Origin of the sequence: Pedobacter cryoconitis (assembly GCF_014200595.1) — a bacterium.
GTDB classification, from domain to species: Bacteria; Bacteroidota; Bacteroidia; order Sphingobacteriales; family Sphingobacteriaceae; genus Pedobacter; species Pedobacter cryoconitis_C.
The window spans coordinates 1,465,475-1,481,571 of record NZ_JACHCG010000001.1 but is presented as its reverse complement, the minus strand read 5'-3'; the positions used below and the strand labels follow the sequence as shown (position 1 = coordinate 1,481,571).

General features: G+C 40.3%; 10 protein-coding genes. 1 reads left to right on the top strand and 9 read right to left on the bottom strand.

Going from position 1 to position 16,097, the window contains the following annotated elements; all coding sequences use genetic code 11:
• Positions 1 to 92: 92 nt before the first annotated feature.
• From HDE70_RS06055 to HDE70_RS06040, 4 genes are all read right to left on the bottom strand, one after another.
• A complete protein-coding gene (locus HDE70_RS06055) occupies positions 93 to 2,771 on the bottom strand; it encodes a TonB-dependent receptor (protein ID WP_183888737.1) in 2,679 nt (892 codons plus the stop codon).
• Position 2,772: 1 nt separating this feature from the next.
• Complete coding sequence (locus HDE70_RS06050; protein ID WP_183869131.1) at positions 2,773 to 3,687, bottom strand: S-adenosyl-l-methionine hydroxide adenosyltransferase family protein; 915 nt, start codon at positions 3,685 to 3,687, stop codon at positions 2,773 to 2,775.
• Between the two features lie 136 nt (positions 3,688 to 3,823).
• Positions 3,824 to 8,290, bottom strand: coding sequence for a Pls/PosA family non-ribosomal peptide synthetase (locus HDE70_RS06045; protein WP_183888735.1), 4,467 nt, complete (start codon positions 8,288 to 8,290; stop codon positions 3,824 to 3,826).
• 484 nt (positions 8,291 to 8,774) lie between these two features.
• On the bottom strand, positions 8,775 to 9,755 hold the full coding sequence (locus tag HDE70_RS06040; RefSeq protein ID WP_183888733.1) for a glycoside hydrolase family 43 protein: 981 nt from the start codon (positions 9,753 to 9,755) through the stop codon (positions 8,775 to 8,777).
• 177 nt (positions 9,756 to 9,932) lie between these two features.
• Here HDE70_RS06040 and HDE70_RS06035 point away from each other — a divergent pair, with 177 nt between their 5' ends.
• A complete protein-coding gene (locus HDE70_RS06035; RefSeq protein ID WP_183869134.1) occupies positions 9,933 to 10,394 on the top strand; it encodes a VOC family protein in 462 nt (153 codons plus the stop codon).
• A gap of 111 nt (positions 10,395 to 10,505) precedes the next feature.
• Here the strand turns inward: HDE70_RS06035 and HDE70_RS06030 are convergent, their stop codons facing one another.
• The 5 genes from HDE70_RS06030 to HDE70_RS06010 form a co-directional block, all read right to left on the bottom strand.
• On the bottom strand, positions 10,506 to 11,375 hold the full coding sequence (locus HDE70_RS06030; protein ID WP_183888731.1) for a glycine betaine ABC transporter substrate-binding protein: 870 nt from the start codon (positions 11,373 to 11,375) through the stop codon (positions 10,506 to 10,508).
• Between the two features lie 72 nt (positions 11,376 to 11,447).
• Positions 11,448 to 12,278, bottom strand: a complete 831-nt coding sequence (locus tag HDE70_RS06025) for an ABC transporter permease (RefSeq protein ID WP_183888729.1) — start codon at positions 12,276 to 12,278, stop codon at positions 11,448 to 11,450.
• 1 nt (position 12,279) lies between these two features.
• Entirely contained in the window at positions 12,280 to 13,518 is a 1,239-nt protein-coding gene (locus HDE70_RS06020; protein WP_183869137.1) for a glycine betaine/L-proline ABC transporter ATP-binding protein, read from the bottom strand.
• 17 nt (positions 13,519 to 13,535) lie between these two features.
• Complete coding sequence (locus tag HDE70_RS06015; protein WP_183888727.1) at positions 13,536 to 14,732, bottom strand: hypothetical protein; 1,197 nt, start codon at positions 14,730 to 14,732, stop codon at positions 13,536 to 13,538.
• A 539-nt stretch (positions 14,733 to 15,271) separates the two neighbouring features.
• Positions 15,272 to 16,069 carry a hypothetical protein gene (locus tag HDE70_RS06010; RefSeq protein ID WP_183888725.1) on the bottom strand — a complete coding sequence of 266 codons (798 nt, stop codon included), beginning with the start codon at positions 16,067 to 16,069 and terminating at the stop codon, positions 15,272 to 15,274.
• Positions 16,070 to 16,097 lie beyond the last annotated feature (28 nt).

Genomic DNA, 16,097 nt, shown 5'->3' with positions numbered 1-16,097 from the left:
AAGAATACAGCTTATTCGTATTTCTAAATTATTACACAATTCAAACAAAAAGAGGCTAAAGGCAGACCCAATTCCTGCCTTTAGCCTGCTATTTATCTTTTTTTGTTTGGCAAGTCTAAGGTCGCCCGTAAAAAGTAATAACTTCCGAGGGTTCCCATTTGTACTGAAGCATATTTAAATACACCAAAATAACTATTGGCATAGATTTGCTGATCAGGAAAGATATCAAAAAGGTTATTAGCACCTAAAGTAAAGGTCACTGGTTTTACGGTATAGCTTAGGGACAGATCAGTCACCACTTTTCCACTATGGATTTGCTCTTCTCCATACGGGAAGCTATTTCTGGCCACTTTTCCAAAGTAGACGTTACGCAGCAGTAAACTAAAATTCCTGTAGCCGTAATTCAGCGCAAGATTAGTTTTTATCTTTGGCGTTCCTTCTGTAATCAAAGTTCTGTCATTCGGTGAGAAAAAGATATCCTCCTGCCCTTTTAACTGGTCTGGAAGATGCAGGTCACCAATAATCTTATTCCTGTTGATGTTAAAACCCAACGAAGCACCATAGGTATGGTCACCGGATTTGATATTATAATCTGCCACAACATCTACGCCGATAGTCCTGGTATCAATTGCATTGCTGAAGAAACGCGCAGAGGATACACCAAAGGAATTAATGATACTTTGAATTTCCGGAACCGGATCTCCAAAAGCATCGTAACCAAAGCTTCCGGTCAGTACAATCCTGTTTTTAATATCCGTCAGGTAACCATCTACCGAAATATTGAAGTTTCTAAAGGGCTGAGCGGTAAAACCAAGGCTGTAATTGAGGGAGGTTTCCTGTTTCAATTTTGGAATACCCAAAGCTTTTGCAACAGGGCTGTTATTGGTAAAGAAACCGGATTGCCCTAAAGTATTATCTGGTAAGATATCGGTACTTACGGCACTGAAATATTGCTGATGCAGGGATGGCGCCCGAAATCCATTGCTGATCGCTCCCCTGATATTAAATTTAGAGGTAATCTTGTAACGGGTAGCGAATTTACCACTCACAGTAGAACCAAAATCACTGTAATGTTCAAACCTGGCCGCACCACTGATCAGCCATTTCGAAGTTATATCCAGTTCTGCGTCGGCGTATAAGCCAGTATTACTCCTGTTTTTATGCACCACATTATCAGGAGAGAAACCATTGAATGATTGTGAACCTCCTGCCAATCCTGAAGGATTGGAAACCGTGCCGTCAGGATTTGTAATCAAAGCATAGTTTTTCCAGGAAGCTTCCTCACCCGCCCTGATCTGATAATCGTCAACTCTGAATTCTGCACCAAAAGCAAGATTTAAACCAGAAACCACATCGAGTTTACGGCTAAAGTCAAGGTTGGTTGTGTTTTGAAGGAATTCATGCCCTCCTGCTTTAAAGCTGGTTGGAGATTTATCCTGTAAAGAAGCATTCACGGTATTATTCACTTCGTAGTCAAATCTGTTATCACCCAAAGTATTACTCAGGTCGGCATTCCAATTCCCCAGTTTCTGTTTAAATCCAAATGCCAAAGACCTGTCATTGATTTTTGAAGTGGTATTGGGCTGATATCCATTTGGAAAAATACTGTATACATTCACTGAAGGGTCGCTCGGCAGCCTGCGAAAGCCAAAGCCTTCTCCGGTTCTGTAATTATATCCTCCAAAAGCATAGAACTCAGTTTTTCCGTGGTTAAATGGAAGTCCAAGATTAAAAAAGGCAGACAGGTTCTGAATTTTAGCATCTCCGATCTGGAAATTAAAATCATCTCTGGTTAAGCCTCCGGCTTTTAATTGCGCATCATCGTAGGCACGGGTTGGATTAGCGGACTCATCAAAGATAATCAGGTCATTATTTTGATCACGGGTAGTTTTACCGCGGTAAGCGCCTTCGGCAGTCAAATTTAAATAACCGCCATTTTTGCCCAGCGCAGTTCCATAGTTCAGGTTGAGCTGCCCCACCTGCCCGTCACCTCTGGAAGTAATCCCACCAGTCGCTGCAATCAGTAATTTATCTGTATTTTGTTTCAAAACGATATTCACGACACCTGCAATTGCATCTGAGCCGTATTGTGCAGAAGCACCATCCCTTAAAACCTCAATTCTTTCAATTGCCGAAGCAGGAATGGAGTTCATATCTGTACCTACAGATCCATTACCTACCGTTCCCTGGTTATTCACCAGAGAAGTCGTGTGTCTGCGTTTCCCGTTAATTAACACGAGTAACTGATCCGGGCCTAATCCGCGGATACTGGCCGGGTCAATATGTTCACTGCCATCAGAAGAAGACTGGCGGTTAGAGTTAAATGAGGGTGAGGCATATTGCAGCAGCTGATTTAGATCATTCTGCGGCGCCATCATTTGTAATTTTGGGATATTGAATACATCCACAGGGACTGCGGTATTCAGTCTTGTTCTGCCTGTACTGCGCGTACCCACTAAAACAACTTCATCCAGCACAGCTTCATCTGGTTGTAAGCTGATGGTATAATAATTTGCAGTGGTTAGCTTTTCTTTAAAAAGTTTATACCCTATAAAATTAACACCGATCAGTTGTGTGCTGGCAGTTGCCGTTATTTTAAATGCACCTGAATGATCGCTGGTGGTTTGTTTGCCATCGGGCGATAATACAATCGTTGCACCGGGCAATGGATTGTTATGCTGGTCTGTAATCCGGCCTGTTATGGTCCGGGTTTGGGAAAAAGCAGCAGTTGAAATCAGTAGAAAAAAGAAAGCGTAAATTAATCCCCTCATCCTATTTACCCTTCTTTAAAGTCACTTCCACGCTCCATTCATTGCCACTCGCAATATGATGAACTGCGGCAAAGTTACCTTGGTTTAAAGCGAAGGATAGTTGTAACAAGCTATTCAGATAACTTAAAGGTTTACCTTCGGCAACAGCACCAAAAGTCTGACTATAAGGAGCATCTCCTTCGTAAACTTTCTTTCCTTTATGGAAGATCTGCACATGCAGTATGTCTCCGTATTGCGGGTTAAGTTGTTTCACCAGGTCTGCGGTAATGTCTGTCCAGATATTGCCGTATTGTACATCAAGGATAGAAATACTTCCTTTGAGTTTTCCGTTTTCAAGGGTAGCTTTCTGATAGGGGATTTCTACCACTTGTTTTGGAAGTTCATTTCCAACCTGATCATAGGTGATTGCACCCGAAGCTAATTTTGCACCGGTAAAAGCGTAAACATCACGGCCGTGGAAGGTATAGGATTTTTCTGAGTCTTTACGTCTGTTTTTAACTTCATTGATTTCACGGACTTCTTCAATGCCCAGTGATTGCGCGACTAAAGTCAGCGTACCGTTATCTGGTGTAACAATAAACTGTCCTGTTTTGGTTTTAAGCACTACAGATTTGCGGGCTGTCCCTACTCCGGGATCTACCACAGAAACGAATACTGTTCCGGCTGGATAATAAGGTACAGTCTGCACTAAACGATAAGCGGCTTCCCAGATATTATAAGCAGGGATTTCATGGGTCAGATCGAATATTTTAAGATCCGGCGAAACGCCGATAGCTACTCCTTTCATCGCAGAAACGGCCCCGTCTTTTAAGCCGAAGTCTGATTGAAAAACAAGGATCTTGTTTTGGGCTGAAGCGAGGCTGGTAACAAAGAATAGAAAAATTAAGGTAATACTGTGTTTTAGGTTTGTGATCATCAGGTTTTATTTAAAGTCTACAAATTTAGTAGATAAGACCAGAGTTGCAACAATTAAACCTATATAATCAGCTTTATTTCACCTTGTTATTTTTCTATTCTATTGAATTACCTGATTATTTTTCTATTCTTATAGATTACTTGACAAATTTGGCCGGCGAACCTGCCCATTGTGTTTGTTTTGGGATCGTTTCCCCTTTCATGACTAAGGATAATGCTTGTAAAGTTGCGCCTTCTTCCAGCGTAGAATCATAAAGCACCACACTCATTGCCCCTATATTACAGTTATCACCAATGTGCAGGTGCGCCATTTTCATCACGCGGTCTTCAAATAAGTGAGTTTGTATCGTACACATATGGTTAATAGCCACATGATCTCCGATATGTACAAGGTCGAATTCTGTAATCTCACTGGTATCCATATAAACGTCTTTTCCAATATCACAGCCCATCATTCTGAAAAATATAGGTGCAAATGGTGTTCCTAGCAGTGTATTGACCAATAAAGGATAAACCATATTCTCACACAGGGAGTTCACAAGTTCATTTTTCCAGACAAACATACTCCATAAGGGCTGGTTTGATGGTTTGTAAGTACCAATGAGTACCTTTTTAAACAGCACAGTAATTAAAGCGGAGGCAGCAATCAGCGCGAGCAGTAAAAACGGGGCAATGCTAAGGGTGTAAACGATATGTCTGCTGGAATGATCGTAGTAGTTATCAATTAAATGATAGAATAACAATAGGATCACTGAGGTAATGGCATAAGGTAAAGTAATCTTGAAAAGCTCAATAACGCCACGCTGGATGTATAATTTATTGGTCGGCCTGAAAGTAAGGTCGTCCGCAAACTTCACACTCTCCTGTCTTTTAGGCAAATACATTGGTGGGGCACCAAGCCATGAAGAATCGTTGACATATTTTTTCTCAATATTGGCTGGCGGTGTAGACAATACCCCGATCAGACAATTGCTGCCGATGGTATCCCCTGCTGAAATCACGGCACTGTTTCCAATAAAGGTTTTATTCCCGATCGTAATCTTACGCAGGTACATTGTGCCCTGGTGTACTTCCGGAGAGCCTAAACTCACAGAGTCGGCCAGGAAACTTCCTGCGCCTATTTTAACAAGGTCGGTCGTGATTTGATTTACAGTAGATATTTCAGTGGCTTTACCAATACGGGTGCCCATCAGTCTTAACCAGGATGATAGGTATATAGTCGCATAAACAGATCTGAAATAATTCAAACTCATGTTCATCAGCGAATCCACAGCCCATTTCCGGATATACTTGAAGCTGTACATACTGAAGGCTTCTTCTTTGAGTTTACCAATAATCAGCCATTTAAACAGGGCAACTGAGGCACAATAAATGATAATATACATCGCCGAAATCGGGATAGAAAGTATCATTGCCCAGCCCAGACCGAAAGATAAGATCACTTCGTAATAGATCACGATAAACGGGATACTTAATCCGAAAGGAAAAACGAAGACAAAACCTAGTGTTAAAGCTAATATAGCCACATATAATGCGAAATTCATCGGTGAATTCTGCCCGGTGAATTTGATAGCCGGCGCTGCTTTGTTTGGCCCTATATGTACTGCTGGCGTTCCTTTCCAGTAAGCTCCGGCAGGAATCGTAGTGTCTGGCTGAAGTTGTGAAAGCTCTCCTATTCCAGAGCCATTTTCCATCACTGCACCGGGCGAAATCACGGAACGCGTACCTACAAAACAGTTTTCTCCAATAGTTAAGCTACCGATAATCAGCGCACCGTCTTCAATTTTATAACCGAGTAAGTGGGATTCTTTAGAAATGCTGGATCCGTCACCGATCGTCAATAAGTCAAATACCCTGATTCTGTCTGAGCCAAGGAATACACGCTTTCCTATTTTTGCGCCCATCAGGCTGAAATACCATTTTAGAAATGGTGTTCCGCTTAAAATACCAATCGGACTCAGGTCAATCAGTTTCTTTACAATCCAGAAACGCAGGTAATACCAACCCCAAAGCGGATATCTGCCTGCTTTGAATTTACCGATCAACACCCATTTTGCAACAATAGAAAGGATAATGATAGAAAAGAATAAAGCGGAAAAACCAGTTACACCATAAACCAGCAAGTCATATGCTTTGGTTGAGGAGCCGAAATGCCGGATCACAAAGGGTGCCATCAACCCTGCTGAGCCTATCATAAAAAAGATAAACACACTGATTAACTGTAAAAATGAAGTTAAGGCCTTCATGCCTCCTGATACTTTTAACCTGACAGTTGGTTCTGCTTTTGCTTTTGGCAATTGTTCGTTGTCATCAGCAATGGCACTGATTTTAGCAGCAAGTTTTTCTAAACTCCGGCAGGTATAAATATCCTGCACAGAGATTTGTGCAGCAGCGCCTGTTTTCCGTAATTCAGAAACCATCATGGAAGCGACCAGGGAATGTCCGCCAAGGTCAAAAAAGTCATCAGTCACAGAAACTTCCTGTGGTTCAAAGTATTTTTTCCATACCTCCAGCAGCATTGTTTCTGTTGGCGTACGGGCAGCGACCAGCTTGCGTCCTTCGGTTTTATATTTTTTAACAGGCTGTGGTAAAAGTTTACGGTCTACTTTACCACTGGCCAGCAGTGGAAAGGCATCCATAATTACAAATACAGCAGGCACCATATAGGGTGCTAATCTGGCTTTAAGTTGTGTTTTACAGCCTTCTTCGTTAAAGGTATCTGCTTCTCCTTTCAGGATCAGGTACGCAACCAGCCTTTGTACTTTCTGCTCGTCTTCTTTAACGGTAACGACTGCATTTTTAATACTTTCAATTTGCAGTAACTGTGATTCTATTTCTGAAAGCTCTATTCTATAGCCCCTGAGTTTTACCTGAAGATCTATACGTCCTAAAAATTCAATGTTCCCCTGTTCGTTGAAACGGGCAAGGTCACCACTGCGGTATAAACAGGATGGCGCAATATCAGCCAGTGGAAAAACCGGCTGGATGAATTTCTCAGCGGTTAACTCAGGCTGATGCAGGTAACCTATAGCCAGCCCTGGCCCACCAATGCAAAGTTCACCCGGTACACCAATGGGTACGGGTAAATGTTGCTCATCCAGGATATAGGTGGTATAGTTAACTGCGGGTTTTCCGATTGTTATTTTATGTAAGGGATCAAAATCAGCATAGGTAGCAATTACCGTTGCTTCTGTAGGCCCATAAGTGTTGACGATTCTCAGGCCACTGCTATGCCATGGCAGCAGTAATTCATGCGGACAGTTTTCTCCGCCAAGGATCAGCAGGCGCAGCGATGGCAAAGGGTATTGCATCATCGAAAGCATAGTCGGTACTGTAGACAATACCGTAAGCTGATGGGTCGCAATATAGTCACTCAAATCTGATCCGGAGTGCATTACAGCTTCCGAAACAGGGAATAAAGTAGCACCTGACCTGAAAGCCAGCCAGATTTCTTCTAAGGAAGCATCGAAGGCTACAGAAAAAACCTGTGCAACTTTATCCAGCGGGTTCAGTTCAAATAAACGATCTTCTCCTTTAACCAGGTTACTGATCGCTGCATGTGAAATGATTACGCCTTTAGGACGTCCTGTTGAGCCAGAAGTATAAATCATATAAGCCGGATCAGCAACTGTTATCGTTATTTCCGGGGCATCAATATCGTTTTGACGAATGGCAAATGAATTGTCATCCACCAGGATTACTTCGCAGGAAAGTTTAAAGCTGGCAGAACAGGCTTCATCACTTAATAAAAATTTAGCACCACAATCTTCCAGGATAAAACTAACCCTGTCTTCAGGATAACCGATATCCAGTGGTACATAAGCAGCTCCTGCTTTAAGAATGGCGAGCATGGAAAGATAAACTTCCGGGGAACGCTTGAGCAAGATCCCCACAAAATCACCTTTTTGTATACCTTTTGCAATTAAGCGATTGGCCAGCTGGTTTGCGGCCTGGTTTAATTCCTGATAACTTACCTGCCTGCTTCCAGCATGTACTGCCTTGTTTTGAGGAAAAGTTAACGCAGTACGTTCAAATATGGAGTGTAATAATTCGGGCGTTCCAACTGCATTATCGATCAGACCAGTGTTAAAAATGGCAAGTTGTTCCAGCTCTTGCTCATCCATAAAGGAGAGTTTGGAGATTTGTATCACCGGATTTTCCACTACCTGTTGTAATACATTCACAAAGTGGCTGTGTGCCTGTTTAAAGACAGCAGCGTAAAATGCGGTGTCTTTACAACTGAATACTGAGCCAACCACATCACCATCTTCTATACGAATAACACATTTATATTCATTGGCCTGATCGTCACTCTTCCAGATAATCAATAAGAAAAAATTATCAGCGGCATTGCTGTTCAGGGTATCGATGCTTTTGGATATCCTTTCACTTAAGGCACTGAAAGTCAACGAACCATCCAATGGGTATTGAAATTCCATTGTATTTTTTACTGTCCCGTTTTGCCCGTTTTCCTGAATGCCCAGTTCAATCTTTACTACATCGTTCAGATAGGCCTGATATTTATTCAACAGCACATAAACAGCTCCCGTAACAGCACTTAATAAGTTCAAAGTTTGTTTAGAAGGCCCGGTTAATTCATTCATTTGTGTAGCAGCGTATTTAAAATTCTTAGCAAAAATCAGTGTATAATCCCAATCGATAAGGGATGTACAACTTAGTTGTTTTTTCTCTCATTCCCATAACCCTATTGCTATTAAATAGGATTTAAATCAATCAGGGCATTATTGTTTGCTTTTATAGTTTACAAAAACCAGTCCTAAAGCGTAATTATTAAATTGTTCAGTTTATCTTTTATAAAGTATCGTTCTTTTTATCCGGCAGACTGCAATCCCCCGATCCGGCAAAGCCCCCATTTCCCACCTCTGCTTCATGCTAAATCTTTTTTCCTGAAGCATGCCGGATCAACAGCTTAAACAGGGGTGCAAAAATGAATAAAACAAATGATAAAAAACAAGGTTAAAACACGAACAAAACGCCTTTATCGGGCATTAATTGTAACAATTTACAAGAATAATTGGTATTCAATCAGTTGAACTCCTTTTCATCAATTGACTGGATTACGTTTCCTTATTTGATTGGATTACTTTTTACGCCTTCAAAGGTGATCTGCACTGGTTTAATCAATCCGCTGGCATCAAATTCCATTTTATCAATGCAGGTTACCCGGTGATTTCCATTGGTCTCATTTAATGGTCTTCTATGGTAAACGATATAATAGTCATTAGTTTGAGGATGTTTGATAATCGAGTGATGACCTGCACCAGTGGCGACTTTTGGGTCTTGTTTGAGTATTTTATCCACTCTTTTGAATGGCCCCATTGGTGAATCGGCTACAGCATAGGCTACTGAGTAATCAGGGCCCGTCCATCCTCCTTCTGACCACATGAAGTAATATTTTCCATTCCTGATAAACATATAAGGGCCTTCTACATAACCTTTAGGGGTAATTTCCTTGAATATTTTGCCGTCTTCAAATGGGATAAACCCAGTAAAGTCAGGTTTCATTTTTCCAATATTACAGTGTCCCCATCCGCCATATATCAAATAATACTGACCGTCTTTATCTTTAAATATAAACTGATCTATGGGCTGGGCACCGTTATAAAATTTATCAATTAATGGTTTTCCGAGATAATCCTTAAAAGGGCCTTCGGGTTTATCGGACACACCGATCCCAATCCCTCCTGTTTCCTGATCATTTTGTATATCATTTGCACCAAAAAAAAGATAATATTTATTGTCTTTTTTAGTAATGGAAGGTGCCCATACTGCCTTTTTTGCCCATTTAAAATTAGCAGTATCTAAAACATGGTCATGTTTTTTCCAGGTAACCAGATCTGATGAAGAAAAAGCATCCATAAATACTTGTTCTTCATATTTAGCGGAATAAGTTGGGTACACCCAGAATTTGTTATCAAAAACTGCGGCTTCAGGGTCTGCATACCAGCCTTGAAAAATCGGATTACCCGAGGTTTTAACTGGTTTTTTCTGCGCAAATAAGCAAGTTCCGAAAACTGAACAAGCAAAAAGGATCAAAATACGTTTCATAGTTGTGGTTATTTGGTTTAGGCTTAAAGGCATGATTTCACCCGTTAAATGTCTCTTTTCCCCCTTCATTAAATCAAATTACTGAGGTATATTTAAACTTTAAACGGGCTTAAATACTATTATTCCTAATGTAAGGGTAAATAAATTAAAATTAATTAACCACCAAATATATTACGTATGAAAAAAATAACCCCATTTTTATGGTTCGACAACAACCTGGAAGAGGCCATCCATTTCTACACCTCCATCTTTAAAAATTCAGTTATTCAAAACATTTCTTACCATGGGGAAGGCGGCCCTATGCCAAAGGGCTCTGTGATGTCTGCTTCTTTTCATCTGGACGGGCAGGATTTCCTGGGAATGAACGGAGGCCCTATGTTTTCTTTTACCCCGGCAATTTCACTCTTTGTGAACTGTCATTCACAACAAGAAATAGATGAATTCTGGGAAAAGTTATCAGCAGGAGGTGAAAAATCAAGATGTGGCTGGCTCAAAGATAAGTTTGGCTTATCATGGCAGATTGTACCTGCTGATTTAAGCAGATTGTTACATCATAATGATCCCGAAAAAGCGGCCAGAGTGATGAGCGCAATGCTGAAAATGGACAAGCTTGATATGCAGGCGTTAAAAGACGCTTAGCAATGTTAAATAGATGCTTAAAATAGAAAAAGGCTATATGCCCCTTCATGAAGGGACATATAGCCTTTTATTTCTAATGACTCCGATAATAAACAGCCATTAAACTGTTTACTATTTTACAGATTCAGTTTTTAAAAAAGAACTCATTCTAATAGCAAATTCCTGGTTAGTTGTCAGCCATTTTTCAATCGCTGCTTTTTCATCATCAGCTCCATTAAGCGCAGCCATTAATGACCCTAATTGCGCATCATCTAGCTGAAAGTTTCTGAAAAACGAAGTCACCTGCGGGTTTAATTTCACAAAGTCCTTATTGGCAACAGTTTGTAAGGTTTCAACCTTTCCAAAAACACCTTTAGGGTCTGCCAGAAATTTCAGTTTATAAGTACTGAAAATATAGTGTGGTGACCAGCCTGTAATAACCACTGGTTTTTTGGCATCAATACTTTTCTTTAAGATAGCCAGCATTGCTGCTTCACTTGCAGATTGTAGTTCCAATTTTAATTTATAGTCTTTAATGGCTGCTTCTGCTTTATTCATGATCCCTGCACCGGCATCAATTCCAGTAATTTTACCATCAAAAAGTGCAGCGTTTGCATTCAATTCTTCAATACTGTTTACTTTTACATAATCAGGAACGACTAAACCAATACGTGCATTTGCATAGTTTGTACCCAAAACCTCCAGTTTTGCTCCAAACTTATCCATGTATTCTTTGTGTGTAACCGGCATCCATGCATCCATAAAAACATCTGCATCCCCTCCTGCTACTGCTGCAAAAATTGGTGCAACATCTGCATTTTTCAGTTCTACAGTATAACCTTCTTTCTCCAGTAATACTTTTGATAACTGAGTCATGGCAACACCTTCTGCCCAGTTTACATAACCAATGGTTACTTTTTTATTGTTCGCAGCGCCACCTCCACAAGAGTAAAGTGTAGTTGCTGTCAGTGCTATTAATAATCCGCTAATTACTTTCTTCATTTGAATAGATTTAATTTTTTTATTGAATATCATTAATCCGTTTTTGTTGCGTTTGAAACCTGAGCTTGCCGCTTAGGCTATATTTTTCCTTTTAGTATTTCCAAAAGACTGTGTAATACGGTCCAGGATAATTGCCAGGATCACTACCGCGATACCACCTTCAAATCCTAATCCTATTTTCAGTTGTGTAATCCCTTTCAGGACCACTTCTCCCAATCCTCCGGCTGCAATCATCGCTGAAATAACAACCATAGAAAGTGCCATCATAATCGTTTGATTCACTCCTGCCAGTATAGTTGGCAGGGCCAAAGGCAATTCTACTTTAAAAAGCAATTGTCTTGGTGTAGCACCGAATGAACGGGTTGCTTCTACAATTTCTTTAGGTACCTGACTGATTCCCAGCGTAGTTAAACGAACTGCGGGAGGCATTGCAAAAATAATGGTCGCAAATGCTCCGGGTACTTTCCCTAAACCGAAAAACAATACTGCCGGAATCAGGTAAACAAATGCAGGCATGGTTTGCATTAAGTCAAGTATAGGTCTCATAATTTTTCCCGCCAAAGGGTTTTTAGCAGCCCAGATTCCCATAGGTACCCCCATTAACAGGGCAATGAAAGCAGCAGACAGAATCAGCGCCAGTGTAGCCATGGTTTGTCCCCAATAGCCCATAGCCCAGATCAGGGTTAAGCCTAAAATAGTAAATATCGTTACGCCTAAACCTGTACGTTTCCAGGCCAGGAAAGCAACCAGTAAAATGATCACATAAAATGGAGGGAACATTAATACCCATTCCACTGAGTCCACTACTGAGATCACAATGATCTTTATAATATTAAATAAGGCTCCAAAATTGCTGGTAAGCCAGTTTATAAATTCTTCTATATAAGGTCCTATATGTATCATATTATATTACTTCGTTTTGTAAGTTATCAATTGAGTTTCCGTTCACATTTTCCCAGGAAGTCCCTGTAGTCTCTATCAAGAGAGAAGTTTGTGCAACAATTCCCAGCAGTTTATTTGTCTCTCTGTCAATAATTGGTACTGCTCTCCCGTTTTCTGCAATAAATGGAAGCATTTGCTCCACTGTAGTTTCCGGGTAAGCTACTGGTACGTCTTTAACAATAGCCATTTCTATCGTCTGGTGCCCTTTAGCTTTGAGTTCCAGAATATCTTTCAGATAAACAAAACCAAGGAAATGTTTGTCTACAGAAACTGCCGGCAGTGATGTCAATCCCGAAGAACGCATCTTTCTTAAACTACCTTCTATCCCATCTTTTCTGAAAATCGCAACGGTAGGTTTCTCAAATAATAAACTGGCCGCAGTAATGATTGATTTACGGTCCACTTTCTCTACAAAAGAGGACACATAATCATCTGCCGGATTGGTTAAAATATCTTCAGGAGTACCAATCTGGATCACTTCACCATCTTTCATAATGGCAATACGGTCTCCAAGACGGATCGCTTCGTCCAGATCGTGCGTAATAAAAACAATTGTTTTATGCATCTTCTCCTGCAAATCAATCAGCTCATCCTGCATTTGTGTACGGATCAGCGGATCCAGTGCAGAGAAAGCTTCGTCCATTAACAGGATCTCAGGATCATTTGCTAAAGCGCGGGCCAAACCAACACGTTGCTGCATCCCACCAGAAAGTTCTGAGGTATTCTGATTTTCATATCCTTTCAGACTAACCATCTCAATAACTTCCTGAGCTTTTGCTTCGCGTTGTTCTTTTGGGATATCCTGTAATTCCAGGCCAAAGGCAACATTTTCCAGTACTGTACGGTGAGGTAACAGACCAAAATTCTGGAAAACCATGGCCATTTCTTTTTTACGGACGTTCTGTAATTCCTTGTCTCCAAGACTGGTAATATTTACATCATTCAAAATGACGCTACCCGAAGTGGGTTCAATTAACCTGTTAAAACATCTCAGTAAGCTGGATTTACCACTACCTGATAAGCCCATAATCACAAAGAACTCGCCTTTTTCGATATTAAAACTGGCATTTTTCACCGCAACAGTACACCCTGTTTCTTTCAGGATTTCTGCTTTGGTTTTTCCTTGCTTTAATAGTGCTAGTGCCTCCTCTTTTTCTTTACCGAATATGAGTGTAAGGTCTTCTATTTTAAGTTTAGACATAGTGTAGCTGTTTTATGTTAAAAATAATAACCAATATTAATGTTGAACCGGCTGCTCCATTTTGAATCCGGATTACCTGTTGATAATCCATTTTGCCAATCCGGCCCTAACCAGGGCTGATTTTTTCCTGCGGCCCAATCTACATAGGTCACCAGGTTCCCTGCATTGATCATACAACCGAGTACATTCATCTGTGTATCTTTAAATCCGGTTTGCGGCTTATTCATATAAGAGTAGTTCTCATAAAAAACAAGCGACTTTACCGGGCCCAGTTTTACAGGCTGTGTATAAGCGAAAGATGCGGTATGCAGGTAAGCTTTGCGGGCGACATCGTAAGATGAACCATAGGCTGCTAGTTGTACTATATTTTTATACTGAGATGAATCAGATAGATTATATTGATAATACATAGATTGCAGCTTAACATTAAGCTTACCAAAGGTCAGGTCTGTGTGTAATGCAGCAGCCCATCTGGCCCCCATTCTTCCGGTAGGAATGTTGTATACCCCACCAATCATGCCGGAAATACCAATCTTCTTATCTTCTGCTATCAAATACTCTGTTTTGATATTACCTTGATTCACTTCTTTGTTTCTGCCGGCAACATCATAAGAATAACGGGACGGGTCAGTTCCGGACTTGTCTCCGAAGTTCAGTTCCATTGCATTTTTAAAGAAGGCAATATCATAGATCCACCGGTTTCTGCGCTGATGGAAGTTAACCCCCATCGAGAACTTATCTTCAAAGCCTGCATAATATGGAAGGTTAAAGAACCAGTTATGAGAGTTATAGGTTGTATTTCCAAATGGATTCTGAACCAGTCCGATATCCATATGGGTACTGTCATTGAAAAGATATCTCACATAGCCTTCTTTCAGAAAGCTTCCTCCGAAATCTTTAGAGTAAAAGCGGTATTCTGCGTGAAAATCCAGTTTCTTGTAAGCAACGTCTGCATTGATACGAAACATGTCAAGGCCAAAGTCTCCACCTCTTTTAACTTGTTCTTTTTTCCAGGAGGATAGATTGTAGTTGAACCTTAATGCGCCCCCAATTTTCAGAACTGGTTTATCCGGACGTGAAGGAGTTATCGTGGTATCCTTTTTTAAGGGTATAGTATCTTTTTTTATTGATGCAGAGTCTTGCGCTACTAGTGTTAAAGGTAAAATAACGGTAAATACTATACAGCTTAATAAGTGCTGTAATTTTATTTTCATAAATAAAGTTTATATACGCTGGCTTAATTGCCGCATATCATAAAATGCTTTAAATAAAACATTAATTAACAAATGCTCAGGGAGTAAATTCCCTGAATATTTAAACAGAAATTGTGCTGTTTCTTTCTAGAATTTAACGCTCAGATGGCGTCTTTAACAGCGGACGTTTAAACTAAAACCGAGGCAAAGGTAAGCAAAATTTATCGGTTTTTAGCCCCTGTGGCGGATATGGAACTAGAATGGGCCAGATTTGACGTGGTAAAAACAAGAAAAAAAAGGGGATAATTCAGCCGGTTTTTCGCTGTGAAAAAGACTAGAAATCCACTCCCTGCTTTATAGTCATAAATAGGGAGATCCAAGAATTACTGAGCAATAAAAAAAAGCGTGTCAGCAAACATAAGGCATGATTTTTACCGATATTGAAGAAGCATGGCTAAATCTCTTTGCTGTGATTTGAACCCGTAATTTCAGACAATCCGGGCAGCAAATCTGACTGCTGTGTAGAGGGCAGAAATTTCAGTCTTCAAAAGGACGATATTTTATTTTGTTTTTTTTTCTTTTTCAAAATATTCGTAGCTGAAATTAAGCAATTCTGACTTCTCACCCGACTCTTTTACTAATTTTTCAACACCGGATAAGCGCTGTTTAAAGGTGCTCAAAGTGACTGGTAATCCATTCTCCATTTTAAAGACCAGATGTGACCGTCCGACGGAAATTGTCTTGTCTAAAATCAGGTTTCCATTGCCATCATTAAAGAAGTTTTCGGTCATGACATTCATTTCATCATCGTCCGGATGCTGTTTATAATGGATGGTTAAGGGCAAATCCCAGTTCGTATTAGAATAAATGGTTATCGGTTGTGATAATTTATCAGCATGCTTATTCACTTTATGAAAAATCCTGCCTTTACGGATATAACGGTCTGTCTTGTGATTATGCACTGTAATTACTGTGTCCCCTGAATACTGAAACTTATTAAAGCTCCCTGAATGATTTATAAATTCATCAGGTGCACCGTCTTTATAGGTTACCAATAAAGTATCATTCGGGGTTTGCATTGCAGTCCACTGCCCTCTTCTGTTAAACACGAGCACAAAGCTTTTAGATGGATCAGCCGGATTTTCTACTTTCATCTTTTTAACACCTGTAAGCTTAAAAAGCTGTAATGGCAGATAACGGTCAGGGAAAAGCAAATCGAAAGCGAGATACATCGCCAGTCTGGGTGTAGGGTCTTTTTTATACTTACTGGCTGTACCAATTTTCACTTCGTACACAATATCCTGTGCTTGTACACGGTAAGCAAATAATAGCAGAAATAATAACACCATCCTTTTCATAAAACCTCCTGATATAAATATGGCCTGA

Coding starts and splice junctions, on each gene's coding strand:
- HDE70_RS06035 (WP_183869134.1), top strand. CDS start 9,933: ATGAAAAAAATAACCCCATTTTTATGGTTCGACAACAACCTGGAAGAG.
- HDE70_RS06030 (WP_183888731.1), bottom strand. CDS start 11,375: ATGAAGAAAGTAATTAGCGGATTATTAATAGCACTGACAGCAACTACA.
- HDE70_RS06055 (WP_183888737.1), bottom strand. CDS start 2,771: ATGAGGGGATTAATTTACGCTTTCTTTTTTCTACTGATTTCAACTGCT.
- HDE70_RS06025 (WP_183888729.1), bottom strand. CDS start 12,278: ATGATACATATAGGACCTTATATAGAAGAATTTATAAACTGGCTTACC.
- HDE70_RS06015 (WP_183888727.1), bottom strand. CDS start 14,732: ATGAAAATAAAATTACAGCACTTATTAAGCTGTATAGTATTTACCGTT.
- HDE70_RS06045 (WP_183888735.1), bottom strand. CDS start 8,290: ATGAATGAATTAACCGGGCCTTCTAAACAAACTTTGAACTTATTAAGT.
- HDE70_RS06050 (WP_183869131.1), bottom strand. CDS start 3,687: ATGATCACAAACCTAAAACACAGTATTACCTTAATTTTTCTATTCTTT.
- HDE70_RS06020 (WP_183869137.1), bottom strand. CDS start 13,518: ATGTCTAAACTTAAAATAGAAGACCTTACACTCATATTCGGTAAAGAA.
- HDE70_RS06040 (WP_183888733.1), bottom strand. CDS start 9,755: ATGAAACGTATTTTGATCCTTTTTGCTTGTTCAGTTTTCGGAACTTGC.
- HDE70_RS06010 (WP_183888725.1), bottom strand. CDS start 16,069: ATGAAAAGGATGGTGTTATTATTTCTGCTATTATTTGCTTACCGTGTA.